Source organism: Candidatus Babeliales bacterium (assembly GCA_036260945.1).
Taxonomy (GTDB): domain Bacteria; phylum Babelota; class Babeliae; order Babelales; family JACPOV01; genus JACPOV01.
This window is the reverse complement of record DATALT010000002.1, coordinates 31,763-55,606: the sequence shown is the minus strand read 5'-3', so window position 1 is coordinate 55,606 and position 23,844 is coordinate 31,763. Positions and strand designations below refer to the sequence as shown.

The following is a 23,844-nucleotide window of genomic DNA, read 5'->3' as shown; positions in this document are numbered from 1 at the left end:
GAGTACGGTGCTCGTACTCACTTAATTATTTGTATGAGCTGATTTACATTTCTAATTTTTTAAATTCTGCTGTCAGCTCTTCTGCTGTTCTGAAACCAACAATGCGCCCAATCTCTTGGCCGTTTTTGTACATCAAAATTGTGGGCACTCCAGGAACGGTGAGGAGCGATTTATCATCAAATAAATCAATATCCACTTCACCAAAAGTTATTTTTTCATGAAGCTCTTGGGCCACCACTTCATAAACCGGTTTCAATTTTTTGCATGGACCGCACCATTTTGCTGATAATTTTATTGCGGCTGGTTTGCGAGCACTGCTTGCCACCATTTGCTCAAACGCAGCTTTACCAGATAAATAAGAAATGAATTCGCTCCCATGCTCCGCAAATTCTTCCGGATTCGAAGGCGCTTTTGCATGTACTTGAGCCGTTGCAAGCGTTGCATAATAATAAATAAGTGGAAGATACGTAGGCAGCGAAACGATCGCAAAAAAAAGACTCATTAATAGCAAAAGAAAAGACTCAAATCTATGCGAGCGCCACATTGATCGAGCAGAATAAATAACAAGCGCTAAAACAACAGCAACAAGAATCAGAAATTGCAGAGCTGCAACTATATAACGTAAGCCCAGTGGAATTATTGGAAGTTGCATCGCATAACCGACAGCAAAAAAAGTTACAATGCCACCAAGCACGTAACCAATTTTTTTTAATAACGTCATCGCCATCTCCATTCATAAAATATATTAGAAAAATATCCATCAAAGGGCGCAATGTGCATAATAGTTTACTCAAAACCGCACACGCTTAACAATAAATGGAAAGCCTTTCAAAAAAATACAAACTTTTTTTCGATTAATTGATAAATAAGTTTCTTCGATTACTCTTATCAACGATAGTTAAAACGACTTTTAAGGAGTTTCTATGTTACAATTTTCATTACGCTTATCAATATTTGCACTAATTGCAGCAGTAAGTTTTAATTCGCAAATCAAAGCAGAAGCATCTGGAATTGACATGGCCAAAGCAGCTGGTGGTTTACTTTTATCCGGCGCAGCTAAATATGCAACCGATGAACTGAGTAAAAAAGAAGCAGTGAAAAAATTCTCTGAAAAAACTGGAATTGATGCGCAAGATGCGGGAAATGTTATCTCAATTTCTGGCGGCATGCTTTCTTTGAGCCTCATAGCAAATGATAAAACTTCAGATGGCTTACAGAATCTTTCATGGAGAGCGCCCATAGCTGCTGCGGTTGCTGGCATTACATGCACACGCACATTTCAAAACATAGCGCGCCATGTCCCGGTTATTGGTTCATGCATTACGTGCAACAATGAAGAATGCAAAGGCATTTGCGATAAATGCAAGCTCACCAAAATTACAATTGCTATTGGGGTTTACCGAGCAGTAGACGTTGGTTTGAATATCTTGCTTCCAATTTCGAATAACCCTTAAAAATAAATAATCTAATTAAAAAAGGGCCTGGAATATAACCGGGCCCTTTTAAATTTTCATAGTTTATCCAAAATAAAATCTAAATCCGATATTGACGGGGAACGAAAGAAGTGTTCCGTTAGCTTCGCGAAGCAAATTGGTAAAGTTAGGAAAAATTGTTGGATCGGCTTTTACAAAATTAAAAAATGGCTTTAATGAACCGGAAGCGACGATTTCGGCATTAAAAAATAGTGAGATCCAATCACAGATTAAATAATCGAATCCAACTTGCAATCCACCGCTGACGGCAGTATGGGCGTCGAACCAAACAGTATCTTGTATCAATGAAATGCCAGTTGCATTGATAATAGTAAGTGGCCTCGTTCGAATTTTAGGGTAATTGACTAAACCAAATTTCGAACCCAGAAAAAATGCCATTCGTTCACAAATTACGCGATTGAAAAAATAGCGAAAGCCGCAATATCCTGCATATTCTTGAAAGTCGTCAAGATCGAAGAAAAAGTTGCCGAATGCGCCAGTTGGGGCAACACCGAGAAAAGATTTGTTAGTTGCCTTGGCTCTGCGATAATTAAATTCTCCAAAAAGTTCTACATTATTGCAAAGAGCATAGCCAAAATCTACGCCCACGTTTGCGGCATAATTATGCCAAATGTCTCCAAATTTCTGACCTTTTGCTACTTCAAAGAATGGGGGTGAAAAAGGGCATACCACAACATTAACCGAACCACGATCAGTAAAAAGCGAAGGCGCAACACCGGCTCTTACTGTTACAGAAAATGGTTTGATAAGTGGACCATTATCGCAGCGTCCTTGATGACTTGCCCCAATCCAGACGCTGGAAGATATTAAAAATAATAAAATAATCAATTTAGAAGTGCGCATATAAATCCTCTTTTGAGTTTACAGAGACCATCGAAAACAATCCAAGGAGTGCTAAAACAATAAAATATTAGTATTTAAAAAATCAACATACTTAGAGGACCGATTTTTTAATTTCATTGACTCAAACAATAAGCTTTTGCCTATCTTCAAACACGGAATAGAAATCTCAAAAAAAAGGAAAGATATGCGCAAAAATCCAACTGGAAATAGGTTTTTATTAATGTTTGCAGCATGTTTGCAAACAGTTTCAATGTTTGCAGACTTGCCCATTTCCAGCTCATTTACTATAGATGCAAGTTGGGTAAATGGCTATAATGCTCACTTAACGCTTACGAATAATTTAAATACTCCACTAACTGCGTGGTCAGCAGATTTTGATATTCCAGCCGGGCAAAAATTAGGATGCGCATGGAACGCTAACAGCCAATTAACTGGCCAACATGTTAAGCTTACTAATCTTACCGATAATGGTTCACTTGATCCTCAACAAAGCGTGATAGTGGCGCTTGCTATGAGTAATCCGTCTCAAACAACGCCAACTATTTTGGCACTCTCCGCCCAAGGAATTCCAAAAGTAACTACGCCGCCGACTCCGCCTACAAATCCTTGTTCGTTCAACTTAGGAGCGCAATATGTCGTCGATTCTTCATGGCAAGGTGGTTATCAGATTACGATCACTTTAAGTAATACAACTTCGCAACCGTCAGTTTCTTGGTCGCTGACCTTCCAGCTTCCTTCGGGTCATACATTTAGCAGTGCGTGGAATGGCGTTTCTACCGTTTCTGGCAATACGGTAACCATAAAAAATCCTGCATGGTCTGGTGGCGGTGTAATAGCGCCGGGTGCTTCAGCAACAGTCGGCATGGTTATCAATAAAAGCGGCACTATCGCTCCAGGAATTTCTAATCTCATAGCAACTGCCGCATTAGATCCAGCGCAATGCACAACCTCTCTACCAATCCCTCAAGCGCCTGTTTTAGATCCGATAAACGGCTCTGGTGCAAATTATTCTGTAAGTTGGCATAGCGTCGCTAACGCAACTCAATATATTTTAGAGCAAGCGCTTTCAGCATCGTTTGCAAATTCAACGATTGCATATCAAGGATCTGCACTTTCAAAAACGTTCCAAAATCAACCTAATGGCAATTATTATTACCGCGTTTTCGCATCTAATGCTTCTGGAAAAAGTAGCGCAAGTAATAACGTAAGTATCACAATAAATGTTCAAGCACCACAAATACTTGACGCCCCAGTGCTAAGCGGAATACAGAACGCAACCGGCAATAACAGCTATTCAATTACTTGGAATAATGTTCCCGGTGCACAAACATATCAATTAGAAGAGGCAACAACTACTGCTTTTAATCCAAGCACTGTTATTTTTAATGGCTCTGCAACTTCATATACGGTTTCAGGAAAAGCAAACGGCACTTATTATTATCGTGTAAAAGCTGCAGCTTCAGGAGTGGTAAGTCAACCAAGTAATATAGCAACCACACAAGTTAACCAACCCACAACTTCGCAGCCTAAGAAAATAGTTGGTTATTATGCCAATTGGTCGATCTACCGAACTCCAGCATTTAAGCCACAAAATATAAATGCTTCGTTAATTACGCATCTTAACTATGCATTCCTGAAACATGACATTGCAGGAAACGTCGCTCTTTTTGATCCATGGGCCGATGTTGAATACCGCGATAACTGGAATCTTGAAAAACCGTATTGGGGTAATTTCAGACAGATTTACGATCTCAAACAAAAATACCCACATTTAAAAACATTAATTTCAGTTGGTGGATGGACGCTTTCAGATAATTTCTCTAAAATGGCTGCAAATCCGCAAGCACGCGCTAATTTTGTAAGCCAATGCATTGCAATGTGCGATCAATATAGTTTTGACGGTGTAGATATTGATTGGGAATATCCGAACTTTGCGGAACACAGTGGCCGGCAAGAAGACACACAAAACTTCACACAGCTTTTGAAAGAATTATACCAAGCTGCTAAAGCTCATTCACCGCAACTGCTCGTAACTATTGCAGCCCCAGCTGGCCCAAATCATTATCAAGATATTGAAGTTAACAAAATCCATAATTATTTAGATTGGATTAATGTGATGTGCTACGATTTTGCAGGATCGTGGGATACAAAAACTGGCCATCATGCACCTCTTTATCAACCATTACAAGGTGAACCAAAGTTCAATGCAAGTGATGCCGTGCAATACTATGTATCTCAAGGAGTGCCATCTGAAAAAGTGGTTTTAGGAATACCACTTTACGGCCGTTCATATGCAAACGTTAACTCTACAACCGACGGTCTATATTGCACATTTAATGGAGTTGGAAGCGGAACAACCGAAGAAGCTGGTTATCGATTCTTCTCAGATATTAAGAAAAATCTTTTAAATACCTATACAAGATTCTGGGAAGATCAAGCAAAGGCACCTTATCTATTTAACACATCGAATAAAGAATTTATAACCTACGAAGACGAACAATCTATTGCATTAAAAGCTAATTATATTAAGCAAAATAATTTAGGTGGTGCGATGATTTGGGAATTGGGACTCGATACACCAACTTGGGATGGTATTAATACAATCGTTAATGGTTTAAAATAAACTAAGTAACAGATAATAAAAAGAGAAAGCGAGCTAACTCCCGCTTTCTCTTTTTTAATTTTTATCCAACGCTGATAAGTTCAACATCAAAAATTAAATCAGCATGCGGCGGAATGGATCGTCCAGCACCGCGAGCTCCGTAACCCAATTTCGATGGAATAAATAGGCGGCGCTTTTCGCCAACTTTCATCGACTCTACGCCCTCATCCCATCCCGCGATAACGTAGCCAACACCAATTACGAAGCCAAACGGCTCGCCACGATCCACGCTACTATCAAACTTTGTGCCGGGCTTACCATTGTCATCAAGCCAACCGGTGTAATGAACAGTCACCTTTTTGCCAACTACCGGCGACGCGCCGGTTCCCTCTTTTATAATTTCGTACTCTAATCCCGATGGTGTTTTTGTTCGACTCATCTGTATTTTCCCTTCATGTTGATTACTAGTAGTTTGTTCAGTTTTCATTGGCTGCCCGCAACCAATAAGCAAAATTGGCGCAATCATAATAACCATGATTAAGCAAAGTCTTTTCATTATAGATTCCTTTTTAAGATTTTGAATTTATTAGATAATTATTGTTGCCCGAATATTCGACACGGTTTTTATCATAGACGTAGATCTTAAGAAACGTCGTAAGATCAACAACGCCATTCAGCAATGTGATAGAATTCTTTTCAAGATGCGAGCATTTTTCAAAGCATTTAATGAGTTCTGGATTATCTTTTTTTTCGTCTAGGCCACTTACCGTTATTGCATCCATCTTTACAACTCCAACTGTATGAGCAATAATTCTTTTCAATTCTTCAAAGGTTACACCCGATGGGACCTGTATAAATCGAGCGGTAGGTGTTTTCCTATACTCTTCTTTTTTTTGATTTGCCCAAAATAATAACTCAACATCTATTTTCTTTTTTTCCACGTCATCTAACTGCATGGAATAAACAATGCTAGGAAATAAAAAACTAAAAACGATGGCCCGCAAAATTATTGTTCTTTTCATCTAATTCCTCTTGAAATATACAGTTCTCGAAAGCAATTACTGCAATTCTTCGGGCTTAAAATATTCTTCTTTCGCATTTTCTGGCTCATTAAAATCATTATAGTTAATGAGAATTTCTTCACCTTTTTCAATATCTCTTAAACTATAACAGCTTCCCGGCTCAGTTCGTTTGATATTAGGATCTACAGAATGGTTTAAATACCAAGCAATTTCCATATGATCAAATCTATGTGGAGCTATCCATATTTCTTCCGTTTTGGCAACGCAATATTTCAAAAACTCCTCAGGGATATCTTTTTTGGAGATCATTCGATGCTGATAATCTGCAGGAAAGAAATTTATTTTTGTTCCTTTTATAATATCATGAGCTGCAAAGATGCCAACTCCCGCAATCGACGAAGGTTTTAAAATAAATGAGAATTCATTTATTTTGGTAGGAGATTCCTCACAAAAAACGTTTACATTCAAGATTAAAGAAAGCAATCCAAATAATCTCAATTTCATGTGCAACTCCTCACTTTTGGAATCATTTTCGAATCATCTATTTTTAAACAATGAAAGATAGGCACCATATCCTTCTTTTTCTAGATCTTTTACCGGAATGAAACGAAGTGCTGCAGAATTCATACAATAACGCAAACCTGTTGGCTGCGGGCCGTCAGGAAAAACGTGGCCAAGGTGCGACCCACCTTTGGCGCTCACAACTTCTGTACGCGGCATGAAGAGCGAATTATCATCTCGCTCACGAATGTTATTCGATTCGAGTGGTTTGGTAAAACTCGGCCATCCAGTTCCAGAATCATATTTATCAAGAGAGCTAAAAAGTGGTTCTCCAGAAATGCGATCCACATAAATGCCTGCCTCTTTATTATTCCAATATTCGTTATTAAATGCGGGCTCAGTGCCGCCACACTTAATGACATCATATTGTAAAGGCGTTAATTTTTTTGATAACTCAGTATCCTGATTCCACATTTTTTTTAAAAATGGTTCACGACCAGAATTTTGTGCGTACGATTTATAGTGCTCCGGATTTTTTTTATAAAATTGCTGATGATATTGTTCAGCTAAATAAAAATTGGTAAAGGGAATAATTTCTGTAACAATTTTTTCTTGAAACTTACCTGAAGCGCCGAGCCGTTCTTTTGACAATTCAGCCTCTTTTTTTTGTTCTGATGTGTGATAAAAAATCGCCGTTCTATAATGCTGCCCACGATCTGCAAATTGCCCGCCAGAATCGGTTGGATCGATTTGCCGCCAAAACAAATCGAGCACTTGGGAATAGCTTACTTTGTTTGGATCAAACTGAATTTGGACTGCTTCCACATATCCTTTCTTTGCATAATCTTGATACGTAGGATTTTCACCTATCCCTCCCGCGTATCCTGCAACAACCGAAACAACTCCCTGCAACTTTTCAAATGGTGCGACCATGCACCAAAAACAGCCACCCGCAAAAGTAGCTTTTTCTGTCTTTTGATCCAGTGCCATTATTTCTCCTTTTTAAAAATGGATGATTTTTTTCACTCAATTATTTTATCTTTATGATGAGCGTCACAGAATCTGAGATCATCGCTCGATAAAAATCATTTAACAAAGATAGTTACCATGAATACTATTTCTAGAACATCATTTTTCTTATCTTTCTGCAGCTGGGCAACATTCTGCTCTCCGCTTGAAGATAAGTTAACATCCGATCTGCTGCAAAATAAAATTAAACGTTTTATTAAATGCGAAACTATTATTGATAAAAACACTCAAGAGCGATTAACAAAAAGCGTACGTTATATGTGCGGCGAGATTGCAATGTATAATGCAAGTCGCTTCCTAGAACTCAATATCGTTCCTCCTGCCGTACTATTAAAATCTAAAAATGCTGACGGGAAAGAATCTGTCTCTTTTTGTTCGCAATGGATTGATCAAGGCATTCAGATTTCCGACTCCATGCATTTAAAGAAAACTATTTCAATTGAAGAATGGGAAAGCATGAATATTGCTCAGTTTCTTTTTGGGCAATACGATCGTCATTTTGGTAATCTCATCATTCAAAAAGATACGAATAAACTCCATTTAATTGATAATGAAGCAATTGCAAACGTGGATCAATTTGTGTTTGCATACAGCCCCGATAAAAAAAAATCGTGCCCTTGGGTGGGCAATGTTGGTGATTTTGTAGCATGTGTAAAAATTGATCCAGATAAAGAACCAAAAGATTTTGAAAGTGTCCTAAACATAGCGCAAGATCCTGCAATAATGCATGCCGCATTCCCGCATGTAGATATCTGGACCAAAATTGATATCGATAATGGATATTGCAGAATTTGGCACAATCGCCTGTGGCGGCAATTTTATGCTTCAAGCAAAGAGCCCGGCGCACCATTTTCAGAAACAATATCTTCCGATCTTTTGCGCAAAATAAAAAAGCTCACGCCTGAACAACTTGCATCATTCTGGCCAGCAATTCCTTTTGAAATGGAGAAGGAAGGTTTGAATCAGTATAAAGAACTGATCGACGCCTTTGTCAAAAAAACTATGCAACGCAAGCAAATGATTTTAGATTATTTTGACAAACATCCAGAAGCGATTCGCCTTCCTTAATAAACGAAATTATCGCTTTAATTCGTAAACTTTAAAAGCATGCGCATAACGGTGCTTGATACCGCGTTCTTAATTCTTGTTATAAAATTACCGCTATGCGAAGATTTGATAAGCGTATCAAAAAGTTCTCTCAGCTCTCTTTCTTGCTGTGCATTCATTAAACTGTGGTGCGTTACATTCGGTAAATACAATGCAGGCTTTACTTGCTCAGTTTTAGTAATGGTTAAAACATCCCCGAACGAATGTACAAGATTTTCCCCTTCTTCTCCGGAAAGAGAATAACCGATAAGCGCAACTGGTTTGGTGTGCCACGGCTCCCAAATCAAATCGATACTATTTTTGAAAATAGCTGGATATCCTTGGTTATAGTTTGGTACTACGAAAATAATGCCATCGGCAGAATTTATCATTTGGCCCCATTGTTTAACCGACTTATCTTCGATTGGCGCTTGCGCAGGAGAAACCGCTGCATTCATTGTTGGCAAATTAAGGGTCGACAAATCTACGACGGTAACTTTAACATCCCGCTTTTTCACGTTGTTTTCAGAGGCTTGATCACGCAACTGCTTGGAAATTTCTTTGATTAGAGAATTAACAACTGAGCGAGGTTCTATGTGATCGGAAATAATAATATATTCTTTTTTCTGGCCAGCTTTCATCGCCGGGATAATGACCGAATCAATTAATACAATCGCCAGAATGCCCAGCGCGCTCGTTATAATAGTATATAAAGTTTTGCTCATGCGACTCCTAATTTTTTATACATATTCAATAACATTTTTTTTATTTCATCGCTTACTTCATTTTTTTTAAATGTATTATCGCCTGTAAGAACACTCGAAATAAATGGTATGACCACGTACGAATCGGCAAGTGGTTCAATACCGATTGATTTAAGGCACGGCGATAAACTTGTGATCGGATTTGTGCTACCGTAGCCACCAGCATAACTAATTAAGCCAGCGATTTTATTCTTTCCCTCATCAACAAGTACGTCGATCGCATTTTTAATGGTAGCCGAATAGCCATCATTATAATTTGGAATTAACAGAATAAGCGCATCCGCATCCTGCACTTCACGCGCCCATCGCTTCATATTTTCATCTCTTTGCGGATTTTGAAGATCAATAAAAGGAAGAGCGTATTCTTGTAAATCGACAATACGCAGATTCACTTTTGATTTATCGACGAGCGCTGCAATCGCTTTTGAAAGCGGCTCAGCCATTCTTTTTTTGCGCTCACTGCCAAGAACAAGGAGCACGATTGGCATTTCCTTACCCAACGAATAAGGCTGATAGAACGACAAGAAGATAAAAATAGTAAAAATTAATTTATTATTCCGCATCATAATCTAACTCCATGATTGAATTAACGACATCCGAGATGTCGTTTTATTAAAGTTTTGCGCAAAGATCTTTGTCATACTCCACTCTATTTTTATCGTAGACAAATAATTGAAGAAAAGTTATTGCTTTCAAATTACCCATAACCATTTTCTTGCACGCTCTTTTATGAGCAAGAAATTTCTCAAAAGAATCAATCATCTCGGGATTATCAAGTTTTACGTTATTATTATGAACTGTGATCTGATCTATATCTTCGCTACAAATAACTTTCTGAGCTATTTCTTTTTTTAATTCAGCAAAAGTTTTTGGGATGCTTAACTTAGTAAATTTAACCATTGGCGTTTTAGAGAAATGTAATTCATCCTGTGCTGGCCAAAACAAAATTTGAGCACAAAGCTGCGTTTCGGGCAATTGTGCCTCTTTTTTTTCCATTGTTTGCGCGAAGTTGGAAACAAAAAAAACAAAAATAGCTATTGGCATGAATGTATAATTCATTTAATTCCTTAAAGTAGAATGCATTTTTTCTTGAGATATCTGTGTTATAGTTTATCATAATTTATTTTTTCCCAAAAACCATGCATTTATCGTTTGAATACTATAAAAACCGTTTATCTGACTCCTCCAAAAATTTCGGCCGAATATATTAAAGAAAGAATTGTATGCATTCGTGCGCACCGCGAACGTATTTTTGAAACTTCTGTTCAGTTACTTAATAACAAACTTGTTTGTCATAATTACGGCCAAGGAGGAGCAGGATGGACATTTCTTTTTGGGTGCGTAAACGAATCGATTCGTCAATTTAAAAATGAATTGAATCTGCATTCTTTTTTTAAAAACAAATCAATTGCTATTGTAGGCGCTGGGTGTTATGGATTATTGACCGCAATAAAATTAACCTTACTTGGATTTAAGGTGCGCATTATTGCCGATCAAGTGCACAGTATTGCATCGTATAAAGCAGCGGGATTTTTCTTTCCTCGACCACGCAAATCTTCTACAGCGCATGAACGATCGATTTTTTTGCAGCGCGGCATCGAATCATATAAAGAATATTTAGATATCGCTCGCGGTATGCACCCATTTATTAAGGCTGGCCCAAAATTACTGCCCGCTTATTACGGGCTTGATATAGATCCTGGGTTTGCACCCTACATTGAGCAAGGACTGATTGAATTACCGCAACACGTTATCGTGGATTTTAATAATGGTAAGAAATTTCAAGCAATCGAATATAAAACGATTTTTATTAATTCCTCGATCATCATGGGTGAATTTGAGCGCATGATAAAAGAGCTAAATATCAAAATCGAAAATGTGCATGTTGATCGTTTAGATGATCTTCCTGAGGAAATTATCTTCAATTGTGCGGGTCTGGGTGCACGAAAACTTACTGATGACAAAAGAATTGTTCCGGTCCAAGGCCATTTAATCACGTTAAAAAATCAAACAAATTTGAGTGATCTTCAATATATGATCAATGTAAAAGTAGTTCAAATGAGCCTTAAAGGACTCCCGCGCGATGAATTGATTTATTTTGCACCGAAAGAAGATGGCATTTTAGGTATTACATTTATTCGCGGTCAGGATTCACTCACTGAGAACCATCATGAATTTGAGCGCCTTCTGGAACGATGCAAAGATTTTTTTGGCTAATGGCAAAACTGTTTTAATCTGCTAATAAAAACATAATCTCATTACGTCGCCAAAATGGGAGCGTCCATGGTGGATTATAAAAAGCAAAAATTGGCTCACCCACAATCTTAACACGATTTTTTTCTATATATGATCTTAACTCTTTCAAATGATTTTCAATGTTAGTTTCTGAGCCGCGCCCCGAAAAAGTAATCACGATAACTTTTTTTTCTTTTCCCTTCTCAATCCTCACTTGGTTATTATTTGGCTTCGGGAGCGTCTCAAGCGTAAAATGTGCAGGCATAACGAACGTAATTCGCCAGTTTCCATCGCCCTTTTGCTGCATAACCGGTGCCGTCATTGCTATTTTCTCAGATTTTTGTTGAATCACAGGAGCTGTCATTGCAATCTGCTTGCGACTCGTATTATTACCAAAAATAAAATCTGCCAAAAGACGAAAACCTTCATTGATTGCTTCTTTTCTCTCCCCAGAAACTTCCACATACGCGGTAATAAGTGGTTCGTACCTTCGTATCTCTACGCTCTCATCTTTTGAAATAACGGTATATGGAGCTTCTTGTGTTTTTGCCATTATGATTCCTGTTGCTAAAACTATCAATCCACCTACTAGGGTTATTTTTCGATTTTCCATGATTATTATTTTCAACTATTTGGTTTATTTTATGACTCACTGTTTTATACATTAAAAAAAAAGATAGATTATAGATAGAGTTAATTTTTCTGGAAATCCTCTGAACAATTATGAAAAACGATGTGCTGATCAAAAACGGAATTATTATCCCCGAGCATGAACTAGAAATTACTACCAGCAGATCCGGAGGCGCTGGCGGGCAACATGTTAATAAAACAGAAACTCGTATTACTGTTCGCTGGAATGTAAAAAATTCCACCGCATTTTCTGATGAATTAAAAACGCTGATCGTTGAAAATTTACAATCACGCCTCACAGCGGAAGGCGATTTAATAATTCATAGCAGCGCGACGCGTAGCCAACAACAAAATAAAGAACTCGCGCTTTCGCAACTTGCTAACATTATCCAAAAAGCGCTTCATGTTCCTAAAAAGAGAAGAGCAACCCGCGCTTCCAAAACAGCTAAAGAGGCTCGCGTGCAAGTAAAAAGAAAGCGGAGCGAGGTGAAAAAAATGCGCAAAAAAAATTTTTTTGATGAATAAAGTAAGAGTTAGCTGTCTAATAAAAGCACCATGTAAACATGACGCTTTTATTGAAGATATAATTTTTAAATATTAATTTTACTCATCACAATCTTGGCAATCAGAACACGTTGAGCAACTTTCGCAATCTGAATCGCACGGCTTGCATCCGCCCTTTCCAGCTTTTTCGCATGTTCCTTTTTTATTTTTGCAGCTGGCGCATTTCTGCATACATGATTTGCATGTTTTTGATCCGTTTTCCATAACTACTCCTTTATGATTAAAGATCACTATCACTTATCACATTTACCAAATAATTCATTCGGATTCACGTCCACTTATCCTACTAAGCGAGCGATAATGAAAGCCGCTGTTGCTGCTAATGCTCCAATAAGTGTGGTTTGAATTGCGCCACGAACAGGACGAAGGCTTGTAAAACGCCCTTTAACGTAACCAAAAATAAACAACGCTATAAGTGTACAAATAGCAGAAACAGGCAACGCTTTTTTCGCGCTACTCATCAATATGTAAGGCAATAGCGGAACCAGACCGCCGGCGATATATGCCAATGCAATCGTAATCGCACTCTTGAATGCGCGCGTTGGGTTCGGTTTTTCAAGGCCGAGCTCGAACCGCATCATAAAATCGACGTAATCTTTGGGCCGCTTGCTGAGAGCCTCTACAATAGCCAATCCTTGATCCGATGTAAGGCCGTAATCCATAAGTATTTTTGTTACTTCGAGCTTCTCCACCTCTGCCATCTTCTCAATTTCACTGTACTCACGAATTTCTTCGGTCGCATAATGTTCAGCATCACTTTTGGCTGCTAAGTAGCCTCCTAATCCCATCGCTATCGAGCCGGCTGCCATTTCTGCAAGCCCTGCAGTTATTACAATGCCTGTCGAATCAACTGCTCCAGAAAGGCCGGCTGCCAAAGCGAATGGAACCGTCAATCCATCAGACATTCCTATAACAATATCTCGTACCGTATCGCTTGCAGTAAAATGTTTTTCAATATGCGGCGTTTGTGGCATTTTTTTCCTCATGTTTCGAGATATTTTTAAAAATTAATACCCCATGAAGCCCAGGTGGTGATGACTCGCTTATTGCCAACAGTTTTTGGCGTTGGTTCAAACCCGTATGATAATGCGCACGCAATATAACTAGCAACATTCCCAATAAAAAAACGGTATTTATAAATTCCGTAAAAACTGTTGCGAATATAGTTAGCCCTTTTTATTGCATCTTCAAAGTGGGGGAAGATTTTTGCATTAAAAAAGAATGATGCATCGTAGCCAGCTTCCATACTATGAAGTTTTCTGATCATATGCAGCGCCAAAAAAATATCTGCTAAGTTGCCGATGCCATAATTAAAACGTTCCCGCTGGTCACCCATCCGTGCCTCAACGTTTCGAGGAAAAAAATGTATCAAACGTGTAGCCCAACGAAACGTATGGTTTCTATTAGTTGAAAAAAAATAGGTGCCATCTACTTGAGCCCCCAACCCAAAATGTCCATACCCAAATTGAACAAATTCCAAACTTGTATCTTTATGAGTTGGAATGCCAAAAAGGCCTGAAATGGTGAGCTTTGATTTTTTTGAAGTTCTGGGGCTGTATCCACCAGAAAAAAGCACATCATCTCCTTGCGTGCGAGCAAAATGAATGCTGCGATCGTGAGATGAGACGCGAGCAAATGCGGCATCGACTCGTAAATAATATCTTTCGGGAGAATAGAGGAGCGTAAAAAGACCGCCCCCTGCGCTATGATGCACACCATTATATTTCTCTCGAAACGTGCCAAACGGTGTGAATATACCAAATGAAGGTTTTTTAAAAAAACTTTCCAAACCGCGATGCTTCGAGGTCTCAGCTACGCGCAAGTTATAGACAATAGAAATACTCCCATAAGCAGGAACTACGAAACAGAACGCAAAATACTTTTTGATATTCATCTTCACTTATCGCTAGGTAAAGTAACCCATATGAGCAATGCTGACATAAGATCTAAGTTGAGTACAATAATTATGGTTCGACTAAGTGTAAGAATAGCTCTTAGAAAATTTAAGCTCTGCAAGTATATATAGCCGCCGTGAAAATTAATCTTATCCATTAATAGTAATATAAACTGGCACGCTATTACATTGAACGCCGCATGCATCATCAATAGCAAAAATGCGTAAGTTGAAATCACCAGGGCTATTTGCCAAACTTCCTCCAATTCCAAGATACGGCGCGCCTGCAATTTGGGTCCATTGCAAAGCAAAAACGTCCCCACGGGCTTGGCTAAGTGCTAGGCAATACTGCCCGACGCCAGCAGGCTGTGTATAATTGTAAACAAACAAACTGCTATTACCGGCTGTTGCGCTTTGACCTAAGGTAATATAATTATTTCCTGAAAAACTAAAAATATCGATTGCACTCGGCCCCCCCGCTGCGCTCGTTGGATTAACTGAGCATATTGGATTGTTTTGAAAGGTTACCGGTGGAGTAAACTCTGAAACTTTCAGCCGATTGGTTCCCCCAAAAATATAGCTTGATGCCAGCAACGGTAAACTGCCAATCGAAAACCATTTAACTCGAGCCAAACTAGTTGGTGATACCTCAACAGGAACGTTTGTTGGCGGCAGTGTGAGCGTTATTGCTGGCAAATTAAATTGATAGCGACCTATTCGCGACGGCGGTTGCCCCCCACCCCCACCCGATAGGCCTGAGGCAATATAACGGTTTCCACCGGTATTAAGCCAGGATACAGTGTATGCATCTCCCCCTGCAGTATCATTTGCGCCAGTCAGGCTAACAGTAGCTGTCGTTATATTAAAGGAAACAACGTTTAAGCGAGGAGAACCCCCAGCTACTCGTCGTCCAATCGCAATAAAATAGGCTGTTTGCCCAAGGTTTACAAAAGGTACCTTATTCCAGTTTATCTCATGGATCCCACCGTTTCCTGCCAACTGCACCGATGAAACTAAAGACGGCGCTGAGGGCGTCGTAAGATCATAAACGAAAACCGTTGATCGCGTAGTTGGTAAATTGGGCGCTGTGCCGAATGCTAAATAGAAATTGTTGCTATCTTGTAGCCAACGAACACTTTCAACTGTCGATCCAATAGGATTTACGATGGTAGATTGCAACGTAAGCGTCTTGCCATCAAATGTATATACGTTTACTTGACCACCAACAGCTGCAGCCAACAACGCTCCGCCCGAATTTGTCTGCCAATCGAGTGAACGAACTATGCCAAAACCTGCATTAATATCCGCGGCCACTTGGCAAATCTGAAGCTGCGGGGTACAGGTCGGTACGACACACGCACTCACCAAAGAAGACTTTATAATAGATAATAATAATAAGAATAGTATATTCTTTTTAGTGCCAGAAGATCGCACCATTTTTTTGCATCCTCTCTTTATGCGCTAATCGTGAAAAAACCTGCAAAGCTAGGAGCGCTATATTCTTCATTAATATTAAACGCGTATGCTATCACATTATAATTCCCATCAGGCCCACCAACAGGGCCTGACCAATCACCTAACGAATCTGCGTAAGTTCCCATCATAATTTCGTTCGTTGCCATATCTACAACAATTATTCCCGTATCTGGATCGCTTTGACCATCTATGATTGCTGTGTGATCAGAACCCAGAGGAGTGATAGCGGTAATTATTGGTGCAAAAGGAGGTGTGCGAAACATCGGTGCAGAAGCTTGCTCAGTTTTCTCGTCATTAAACTCAGTATCAAAAATATCCTGCTCGCTTTCCTGGCCAAAAATACCTGAGTGCGAGCACAGAAATAAAAAAACAAAGATTCTTTTCATCATAGCTACCGTTCCTTCTATTAGATACAGTTATGGGGCAACTATTATTCCCAGTAAAAGATTCGACTGCTCAGCTTGGATTGATCGTCAAATAGACAGTAAGGGCATTGCAACTTTGCGTGCTAACTTCAAAAACCGAAGCATCATCACTCCCAAAATTTCCGGTAATAGCAAAAAATTTTGAGCCCACCTTCGGTGAATAATTTATCCCATCGGGTTGAGCACCGGTTGCATACGGAGAATCGCCAAGGGGTGTAAAGAAGCCAGTCGTCCGATCAACTTGATATACCGATACGTTAGAGCTATTGAAGTTAACCACAGCAGCGAATAGCTCACCCGCTATCAGCGGAGAAAAAGCTACGTTATTGGCGCCCGATCCCGCTGCTACCGGTGATCCTATTGGCGTAAACACACCGGTTGCTTGATTAACCGAATAAACACTTACCGTACCATCACCATTATTGGTGACTGCGGCCAAGAAATCGCCGCCCGTAAGAGGTACAGGCGCAAAAGCTACTCCAATAGGTGATGGTCCAGTTGCAAAAGTGCCAACCAGAAAAGCAATATTGAACACCGGATTAATGTTGAAAACTGATACGGTATTATCCCCTTGATTTACAACAGCTACAAGTAAATTCCCCGTGGCAATTATGGGCGAACAAGCCACTAACTTCGCTGTATTTCCGATACTAAATGCGGAAATCAGCGCCAACGCACCGGTTGTTTGATTAACCGAATAAATTGATAAATTGGAAACTAAACCAGTATTAGGAACCGCGAGGTATAAGTTTCCTGATGCGATCGGAGAAAATGCTACTCCTGAGGGTTGTGTCCCTGTGAAAACTGTGGCAATTGGGGTAAACGCGCCCGTATTCTGATCAACCAAGTAAGTCGAAATATCGCCATCGGCAAAATTGGTAACTGCTGCGAATAAATTCCCTGCGGTGGTAATTGGCGAAAATGCAAGATAAGTTGGTTGATTTCCGCATGCAACAGGCGAACCAGGAGCTGGTGTTAGAAACCCGGTTGTTTGATCAACAGTATAAGTCGATATGTTAGCGCTGCCAAAATTTGGAACCGCAGCAAATAACTTGCCGAATGTTGTTATGGGAGAAAATGCTGATGAAGCTGGATTTGTTCCAGCCGAAAATGGCGAACTCGCAATCTCCTGAAAGCTTCCCACAAAGGATGTATGGATTATTAACGACTGCTGCGCAACAATAAAAAAAATAAAATATAATTGTGCAATTCTCATAATCCATCCTCTGATTAGTTATTTTTCGCATAATGATAAGAACATAGTATTGGTTATTTTAATGTGTCAATAAAATAGCCAATACTATGTTCTAGCAATAGAACTTTGCAGAAAATTAGCATGCTAACTGATCGGCGTTAACCGTAACGAACCGCTCATGATGGGTCGTAAAGCTTGCCATTGTACGCATAAGAATAGCCTTGGTGAATCATTTAACAGTTATTTGGCCATTAATATCCTAGCAGGACTACGCATACAAAATCGAAACCGAACCTCCCTCATCCATTGATAGTAAGAAATAGAGGAATCGTTGAGCAGGTCGGGCTAGCCTGTGTTAAAACCTCAAATAGCGAAGTATTATTTGATCCAAAATTTGCTACCACAGCAAATATTTTTCCGTTAGGTAGAATAGAACTATAAGCGATACCATCAGGCTGCGTTCCGGTTCCAAAAGGTGAATCGCCAAGCGGCGTAAATGCTCCTGTCAACTGATCTACCTGATACACAGACACGCCATTATTTCCTGATCTGCTAAAAAGAACGTTAAAATTTACAACAGCAGCGTATAAGTTGCCTTGAATTAACGGTGAAAATGCGATCGCATTAGGGTCTGAACCTGCAGGAAAAGGTGACCCAGGAACTTGTGAAAATACACCGGTTGTCTGATCAACCGAATAGACACTTACCGTGTTATCATTTGCGTTTGTTACTGCCGCAAAGAGATTGCCTGACACTACCGGTGTAAACTCTATGCCGATAGGACGATTGCCGGTCGCAAAAGGAGATCCTGTAACTGGAGTTAACAGACCCGATAACTGATCAACTTCAAATACCGAAACGGTATTATCGTCTTCGTTGGTAACAGCAGCAAAAAGTTTATTTGCTAAAGTTACGGGAGAAAAGGCAACTAAATAAGTACCAGCTCCCGTTGCTGCAGTATCAACAGCGAAAAATTCACCTGTTGATTGGTTGACCGTATAGGTAACGAGAGTGCTATCTCCTGCGTTGCAAATCGCACAAAGCAACGTTCCGGAAGCTAAAGAAAAATCTATACCATACGGCCCAGCACCTGTCGGAAATGGCGAACCCGTAACGGGGGCCAACGCGCCCGTTGACTGATTTAGTAAATATACAGAGACGTTGTCATCATTATGATTTACAACGCCTGCAAACACGTTGCCTGAAACTAGAGGAGAAAATCGAAGAAAAGCCGGTTGATTGCCCGTGGCAAATGGCGAACCAGTTACTTGGGTAAGAAAACCAGTCGTTTGGTTCAAGCTATACATGGTTACCGAAGCATCATTATAGTTCGGAACACCGACAAACATATTTCCTGAGACTAAAGGTGTAAATTCAGACCACGCTGGACTATTACCCGCAGCAAATGGCGATCCTGCTACTTGCTGGAAACTTCCGACGAATGAAGCTTTGATATGAATAGTTTGTGTTGCCAAAAGAAACGTTAGAAAAAATATCTTTCTGATTTGCACGAAACTCTCCTTGTGATTTGATGCTATGGTACGAACATAATCAAATGACAATTTGAGTGTCAATATCGTTTCTGTCTTTAAGAAGGTTTGCGTTGATTTTACGAGGCAGTTTTTTTAAGCAAACGAGACGCGCCGTAAAAAGCAAGCGCTGCAATGAGCATCATAGTTGCAAACCCTAATGCCACCGTTTCATTTAAATAATCGCCAACAAAAAGTGATCGCGCAGCAGAAACTGCATGAGCGAACGGATTAAAAAATGCAACGCGTTGAAGCCAGAGAGGTGCTAAGGTTAGTGGAAGTGTAATACCCGCAAGCAATTGTATCGGCAACAAAAAAAAGTTAATCGCTGGCGCAAGCGCATCTTCACTTTGCAGCATAAGAGCTGCGCAGTAGGATGCTGTAGACATCGTAAATCCAACAAGCAAAACCAACCCATACGAAATCAATACACCAAAAAGTGACGCAGACAAACCAAGAAGCCACGCTAAAACAAGCAAGAATGTCGCTTGAACCGCAAGAACGCATAGATCTCGCAAAACGCGTCCCAAAATAAGTGCTTTTCTATTTATGGGCGTTACACGAAAACGCTCAATAACTCCGGATCTGATATCATCAATAAGCGCAAAGCCGACAAACGAAGTGCCATAAAGCGCTATCATAATCAAAAGACCCGGCGTAAAAACTGTTAGTGAATTAGAGCTGCCAAACGCCGGATTGCTTGTAAGTTTCTCAAGCAATGGCGCAAATAAGAGCAAAAAACAAAGCGGCTGAAAAAGTCCAAAAATAATCCAAACCGGATTACGCAAAGTGGTTTGTACGCTGCGAAAAAAAATAAGAGACGTATCGTTAAATAATTTCATCATGGTTCTATTTTCTTAATTATCTTGTTTAAAACTATGGCCTGTTTTTTCGAGGAAAACTTCGTCCAAGGTAGCTTTTTTGCCAGGAGCAATTTCATGCTTGAGCGATTCAGGCGTACCAAGTGCTACGATTTTACCATTATCAACAATTGCGATGCGATCGCAGTATATATCGGCCTCATCAAGATAATGCGTGGTGAAAAATATCGTCGTACCATGCGTTTTGAGTTTTTTAATCTCTTCCCAAATTTGTGCACGACTTTGAGGATCGAGTGCAATGGTAGGTTCATCTAAAAAAAGAAGTTTGGGTTTATGAACCATGCCGAGCGCAATATCGGCTCTGCGTCGTTGACCACCAGAATAGGTTTCTACAAGTCGATCTGCAAAAGCTGCAATGCCTAAAGAATTAATAAGTTCAGCAGCGCGCTCTTGCGCATCAGTTTTACTCATACCATAAAGACGTGCTTGCAAAACTAAGTTTTCCCGCGCCGTTGCACTGCGTTCCAATCCGCCTGTTTGACTCACATAACCAATACTTTTGCGCACCATATCAGGCTCAGCGCCAAGATCAAAACCTGCAACGTGTACGGTGCCAGACGTTGGTTTTAATAATGTGGTGAGTATGCGCATGGTGGTAGTTTTGCCAGCACCATTTGGCCCTAGAAACCCGAAAATTTCGCCCTTGTGAACAGAAAGATCTATTCCATCAACAGCTTTTACTTCGGCTGCTCCGGAAAGGTAAATTTTTCTTAAATTTTTTATTTCTATCATTGAATGCATATAAAAACTCTTTTAAATATTTTTTGTATTATGATTAACAATATAAAACGAGGAAAAAAAGTCAAGAAAAAACCGAACTGGTAAGGCTTTTCACGCAAAAAGCAGTTACGCTTTTTTTAGCATTGAAATAATTTCAAACTCAAATTTGACAAGGCGCACAAATACCTACAAAATCATCCTGTTATGAAAGAAATGAGCTTAAGACAAAAACAATTTTTCTCTGCCCTGCCCCCATCGTGGCAAAAACCGTTAGAAGATGTTTGCCGCAAACCGGAAATCGATGCTTTGATAAATTTTTTGCAAGAACGTGAAAAAGCGGGCGCGACGATTTATCCTGCTAAACAAAATATCTTTGCAGCATTAAAAGCAACCCCTTTTGATAAGGTAAGCGTAGTTATTATCGGGCAGGATCCCTATCACGGCCCCGGCCAAGCACACGGATTAAGTTTCAGCGTGCCGCCAGGAGTCGCAATTCCACCATCGTTGCGAAACATTTTTAAAGAGCTCGTCAGTGATCTTGGCATCGCTGTGCCACAAAATGGCACGTTAACCGGCTGGGCAAAACAAGGTGTCTTGCTTCTTAACGCTATTTTAACCGTTGAAGAAGGAAAGCCCGCAGCTCACGCAAATAAAGGTTGGGAGATTTTCACAGATGCGGTTATGGAACAACTTCTGAAACGAAAACATCCGACGGTTTTTATGCTCTGGGGCGCATACGCACAAAAGAAAATGCAGCATCTGCATATACACGAAGATTCGTGCCTCCATCTTATTTTAAAATCTGCACACCCGTCTCCTTTGTCGGTCACCAAATTTTTAGGATGCAAGCACTTTTCAAAAGCGAACGCTTTTCTAAAAGGACACCATTTGCCCGAGATTGATTGGATACATTCTTTTGAGTAGAAGATTCTAATCAATTTAATTCGAAAATAAATAAAAGCCTTTATATTTTATCAAGACTCATCATAGTATGTGGATTATCTCTATCGACAAGCACAAAAAATTGATATTAAAAAAATGAGTTATCATAATTTCGATTGTTTAAAATTTTACTGTGAATTTAATAACCGAAATCGCTTGATCAAGGGTTCTTATATGCTCAGAATAGTACTTGTTGTTTTGATGCTCATACTTAGATTTGATAATTCTATTGCGGCGCCATCCATTCAATCTATCTCTCCGACCAATGGTTCAATCAACGGGGGCAATGTTATTACTATTGAGGGTAGTGGATTTACCGGCGCTTCCGCAGTTATCTTAGGCAATCGACCCGCATCCAGTTTTACTATTATTTCTGATACGGAAATTCAAGCTGTTGTTCCTCTTGGTACGGCTGGAACGGTAGATGTGCGCGTGACTGTTGGAAGCCAAACATCGCCATTAACTCGTAATGATTTTTATACCTACACGCAAGATTCATGGAATGGAATTATTTCTGCAATAAATCAAGATGCCATTACTCTTTTTGATACCGCAAACAATACAATCAATGGAACAATCCCGCTTCCTTCAGACTCGCTTGCTTCGGTAATCACTCCTGACGGCACAAAGATTTACGCTGCTTATTCCGATCAAGGCCTGGTCAGCGTTATAGATGCTGCTACTAATACTATTATTATGAATATACCAACGCCGATCGCCGGCCCCGGCGCATTTGATATTATTGTCAGCCCCGATGGCACACGCGTCTATGTTTCAAATTTTACCTCAGGATTTGTTACGGTAATTGACACTATTAATAATACAGTCATCACCGACATACTTCTGAGCCCAGGATTAGGTTCTCTTTCTGTAACTCCTGATGGATCGACCGTATTTGTTGATAATTTTTCTTCTGGTAATGTAACGCCAATTGATACCGCTTCCTTTACGCCGGGTACAAGTATCACGACTGGTTTTACACCCGGGGCAATAGCTATCACACCCGATGGAACTATTGCGTACGCAACAAGTGCGTTTGCGGTCAATAATAATATAACCATTATTGATGTAGCTACTCAAACATCAATTGGCACAATACCCTTTCCTCTTGGGGCGGGGCCTTACGGAGCATTTATTCTTCCTACAGGAACAACTATGTATGTGGCAAATATAGAAAATGATACGGTAAGCGTGGTTGATCTTACTACTAATACCATCGTTAATACCATTAACCTTGTTCCTGGCTCTCGCCCTTTTTGGGTAGTTGGAACTCCAGACAGCAAGACGATTTATGTACTCAATGAATCAACTGACCATGTCACTCCCATAGATGTTGCAACAAATACCGCTGGACCAAGTTTTGCCAATAGCCCCGGTGACGTTCAAGATCTTGTGATGTCTCCTGACCCTGCTCCAGTTGCATCATTTATCGGTTCGATTCAGCCACCAGGAATACCAAGCGTTTTCGATGCATCAGCATCTCTCTCCCCGATTGGAACAATTGTTAGTTACGAATGGGATTTTGGAGATGGAACCCCCCTCGTAGTAACTGCATCCCCAATAGTTAATCATATATATGCTACGACAGGTTCATTTAACGTTACATTACGAGTGACCAACTCTGCGGGAACCTCCACTGCCAAGGTTTTTTCTAGTCGTTTTATGAGTAATAACGGGGGGCCCACGGCAATAACTTCTCAGTTTTTTCCAGCTCCGCCATCCAGCGCAAAAGGATCACAAATTTGCTGTCGATACCCAACGCAAACCGATATTATCAACTTAATTACTTGGAATCTACCCCTAGTAGGAACCGCGCCACTGGAATATCAAATCTATCGCGATGCTCTGCTGACAGATCTTATTGCCACCATTCCAGCATCGAGTCCGTTACAATTTAGCGACCATAATCGCTTACCAAAAACAACCTATACCTATTACCTTGTTTCAGTAAGCTCTGATGGATTGCTTTCATCCCCTATAACCATAATTGTAGAACCGCTATGCTAAATAACA

26 protein-coding genes are annotated in these 23,844 nt (G+C 40.0%); 7 read left to right on the top strand and 19 right to left on the bottom strand.

Annotation, left to right across the window (positions count from 1 at the left end):
- Positions 1 to 43: 43 nt before the first annotated feature.
- Positions 44 to 721 carry a thioredoxin domain-containing protein gene (locus tag VHO47_00735; protein HEX2977636.1) on the bottom strand — a complete coding sequence of 226 codons (678 nt, stop codon included), beginning with the start codon at positions 719 to 721 and terminating at the stop codon, positions 44 to 46.
- Positions 722 to 923: 202 nt separating this feature from the next.
- On the opposite strand from VHO47_00735, the gene VHO47_00730 reads away from it, so the two are divergent.
- A complete protein-coding gene (locus tag VHO47_00730; GenBank protein HEX2977635.1) occupies positions 924 to 1,454 on the top strand; it encodes a hypothetical protein in 531 nt (176 codons plus the stop codon).
- A gap of 63 nt (positions 1,455 to 1,517) precedes the next feature.
- Here the strand turns inward: VHO47_00730 and VHO47_00725 are convergent, their stop codons facing one another.
- Complete coding sequence (locus VHO47_00725; GenBank protein HEX2977634.1) at positions 1,518 to 2,336, bottom strand: hypothetical protein; 819 nt, start codon at positions 2,334 to 2,336, stop codon at positions 1,518 to 1,520.
- A gap of 184 nt (positions 2,337 to 2,520) precedes the next feature.
- On the opposite strand from VHO47_00725, the gene VHO47_00720 reads away from it, so the two are divergent.
- The gene (locus tag VHO47_00720) at positions 2,521 to 4,959 is read left to right on the top strand and encodes a glycosyl hydrolase family 18 protein (protein HEX2977633.1); all 2,439 of its coding nucleotides are present in this window, start codon (positions 2,521 to 2,523) and stop codon (positions 4,957 to 4,959) included.
- 61 nt (positions 4,960 to 5,020) lie between these two features.
- Here VHO47_00720 and VHO47_00715 read toward each other — a convergent pair whose 3' ends face one another.
- The 4 genes from VHO47_00715 to msrB are packed head-to-tail and all read right to left on the bottom strand — an operon-like array spanning position 5,021 to position 7,451.
- Positions 5,021 to 5,494, bottom strand: a complete 474-nt coding sequence (locus VHO47_00715) for an FKBP-type peptidyl-prolyl cis-trans isomerase (GenBank protein ID HEX2977632.1) — start codon at positions 5,492 to 5,494, stop codon at positions 5,021 to 5,023.
- 13 nt (positions 5,495 to 5,507) lie between these two features.
- The gene (locus tag VHO47_00710) at positions 5,508 to 5,960 is read right to left on the bottom strand and encodes a hypothetical protein (protein HEX2977631.1); all 453 of its coding nucleotides are present in this window, start codon (positions 5,958 to 5,960) and stop codon (positions 5,508 to 5,510) included.
- 36 nt (positions 5,961 to 5,996) lie between these two features.
- Positions 5,997 to 6,464, bottom strand: a complete 468-nt coding sequence (locus VHO47_00705) for an SET domain-containing protein (GenBank protein ID HEX2977630.1) — start codon at positions 6,462 to 6,464, stop codon at positions 5,997 to 5,999.
- A 33-nt stretch (positions 6,465 to 6,497) separates the two neighbouring features.
- On the bottom strand, positions 6,498 to 7,451 hold the full coding sequence (gene msrB / locus VHO47_00700; protein ID HEX2977629.1) for a peptide-methionine (R)-S-oxide reductase MsrB: 954 nt from the start codon (positions 7,449 to 7,451) through the stop codon (positions 6,498 to 6,500).
- A 117-nt stretch (positions 7,452 to 7,568) separates the two neighbouring features.
- Between msrB and VHO47_00695 the strand changes: the two genes are divergently transcribed.
- Positions 7,569 to 8,558: a hypothetical protein gene (locus tag VHO47_00695; GenBank protein ID HEX2977628.1), complete on the top strand. Its 990-nt coding sequence runs from the start codon at positions 7,569 to 7,571 to the stop codon at positions 8,556 to 8,558.
- A 17-nt stretch (positions 8,559 to 8,575) separates the two neighbouring features.
- On the opposite strand, the gene VHO47_00690 is transcribed toward VHO47_00695, so the two are convergent.
- The 3 genes from VHO47_00690 to VHO47_00680 are packed head-to-tail and all read right to left on the bottom strand — an operon-like array spanning position 8,576 to position 10,399.
- Positions 8,576 to 9,301: an NADPH-dependent FMN reductase gene (locus VHO47_00690; GenBank protein ID HEX2977627.1), complete on the bottom strand. Its 726-nt coding sequence runs from the start codon at positions 9,299 to 9,301 to the stop codon at positions 8,576 to 8,578.
- A complete protein-coding gene (locus tag VHO47_00685; protein HEX2977626.1) occupies positions 9,298 to 9,906 on the bottom strand; it encodes an NAD(P)H-dependent oxidoreductase in 609 nt (202 codons plus the stop codon). The genes VHO47_00690 and VHO47_00685 overlap by 4 nt, the downstream gene beginning before the upstream one ends.
- Positions 9,907 to 9,952: 46 nt before the next feature.
- On the bottom strand, positions 9,953 to 10,399 hold the full coding sequence (locus VHO47_00680) for a hypothetical protein (GenBank protein HEX2977625.1): 447 nt from the start codon (positions 10,397 to 10,399) through the stop codon (positions 9,953 to 9,955).
- 93 nt (positions 10,400 to 10,492) lie between these two features.
- Here VHO47_00680 and VHO47_00675 point away from each other — a divergent pair, with 93 nt between their 5' ends.
- Positions 10,493 to 11,557: an FAD-dependent oxidoreductase gene (locus VHO47_00675; protein HEX2977624.1), complete on the top strand. Its 1,065-nt coding sequence runs from the start codon at positions 10,493 to 10,495 to the stop codon at positions 11,555 to 11,557.
- A 13-nt stretch (positions 11,558 to 11,570) separates the two neighbouring features.
- Here the strand turns inward: VHO47_00675 and VHO47_00670 are convergent, their stop codons facing one another.
- The gene (locus VHO47_00670; GenBank protein HEX2977623.1) at positions 11,571 to 12,128 is read right to left on the bottom strand and encodes a heme-binding protein; all 558 of its coding nucleotides are present in this window, start codon (positions 12,126 to 12,128) and stop codon (positions 11,571 to 11,573) included.
- Between the two features lie 170 nt (positions 12,129 to 12,298).
- Here VHO47_00670 and arfB point away from each other — a divergent pair, with 170 nt between their 5' ends.
- Positions 12,299 to 12,730 (top strand): alternative ribosome rescue aminoacyl-tRNA hydrolase ArfB, encoded by a 432-nt coding sequence (gene arfB, locus VHO47_00665; GenBank protein ID HEX2977622.1) that lies wholly within the window; start codon positions 12,299 to 12,301, stop codon positions 12,728 to 12,730.
- A 78-nt stretch (positions 12,731 to 12,808) separates the two neighbouring features.
- On the opposite strand, the gene VHO47_00660 is transcribed toward arfB, so the two are convergent.
- The 9 genes from VHO47_00660 to VHO47_00620 form a co-directional block, all read right to left on the bottom strand.
- The gene (locus tag VHO47_00660) at positions 12,809 to 12,973 is read right to left on the bottom strand and encodes a hypothetical protein (protein ID HEX2977621.1); all 165 of its coding nucleotides are present in this window, start codon (positions 12,971 to 12,973) and stop codon (positions 12,809 to 12,811) included.
- Between the two features lie 74 nt (positions 12,974 to 13,047).
- Positions 13,048 to 13,743 (bottom strand): VIT1/CCC1 transporter family protein, encoded by a 696-nt coding sequence (locus VHO47_00655; protein ID HEX2977620.1) that lies wholly within the window; start codon positions 13,741 to 13,743, stop codon positions 13,048 to 13,050.
- A gap of 26 nt (positions 13,744 to 13,769) precedes the next feature.
- Positions 13,770 to 14,663 (bottom strand): hypothetical protein, encoded by an 894-nt coding sequence (locus tag VHO47_00650; protein ID HEX2977619.1) that lies wholly within the window; start codon positions 14,661 to 14,663, stop codon positions 13,770 to 13,772.
- Between the two features lie 150 nt (positions 14,664 to 14,813).
- Complete coding sequence (locus tag VHO47_00645; protein ID HEX2977618.1) at positions 14,814 to 16,100, bottom strand: hypothetical protein; 1,287 nt, start codon at positions 16,098 to 16,100, stop codon at positions 14,814 to 14,816.
- A gap of 17 nt (positions 16,101 to 16,117) precedes the next feature.
- Complete coding sequence (locus tag VHO47_00640) at positions 16,118 to 16,528, bottom strand: hypothetical protein (GenBank protein ID HEX2977617.1); 411 nt, start codon at positions 16,526 to 16,528, stop codon at positions 16,118 to 16,120.
- 67 nt (positions 16,529 to 16,595) lie between these two features.
- A complete protein-coding gene (locus tag VHO47_00635; protein HEX2977616.1) occupies positions 16,596 to 17,780 on the bottom strand; it encodes a beta-propeller fold lactonase family protein in 1,185 nt (394 codons plus the stop codon).
- A gap of 278 nt (positions 17,781 to 18,058) precedes the next feature.
- Positions 18,059 to 19,270, bottom strand: a complete 1,212-nt coding sequence (locus VHO47_00630) for a beta-propeller fold lactonase family protein (protein ID HEX2977615.1) — start codon at positions 19,268 to 19,270, stop codon at positions 18,059 to 18,061.
- Positions 19,271 to 19,368: 98 nt separating this feature from the next.
- Positions 19,369 to 20,133: an ABC transporter permease gene (locus tag VHO47_00625; GenBank protein ID HEX2977614.1), complete on the bottom strand. Its 765-nt coding sequence runs from the start codon at positions 20,131 to 20,133 to the stop codon at positions 19,369 to 19,371.
- A 12-nt stretch (positions 20,134 to 20,145) separates the two neighbouring features.
- Positions 20,146 to 20,910, bottom strand: a complete 765-nt coding sequence (locus tag VHO47_00620; GenBank protein HEX2977613.1) for an ATP-binding cassette domain-containing protein — start codon at positions 20,908 to 20,910, stop codon at positions 20,146 to 20,148.
- A 183-nt stretch (positions 20,911 to 21,093) separates the two neighbouring features.
- Here VHO47_00620 and ung point away from each other — a divergent pair, with 183 nt between their 5' ends.
- On the top strand, positions 21,094 to 21,813 hold the full coding sequence (ung, locus tag VHO47_00615; GenBank protein HEX2977612.1) for a uracil-DNA glycosylase: 720 nt from the start codon (positions 21,094 to 21,096) through the stop codon (positions 21,811 to 21,813).
- A 192-nt stretch (positions 21,814 to 22,005) separates the two neighbouring features.
- Positions 22,006 to 23,838: a PKD domain-containing protein gene (locus VHO47_00610; GenBank protein HEX2977611.1), complete on the top strand. Its 1,833-nt coding sequence runs from the start codon at positions 22,006 to 22,008 to the stop codon at positions 23,836 to 23,838.
- Positions 23,839 to 23,844 lie beyond the last annotated feature (6 nt).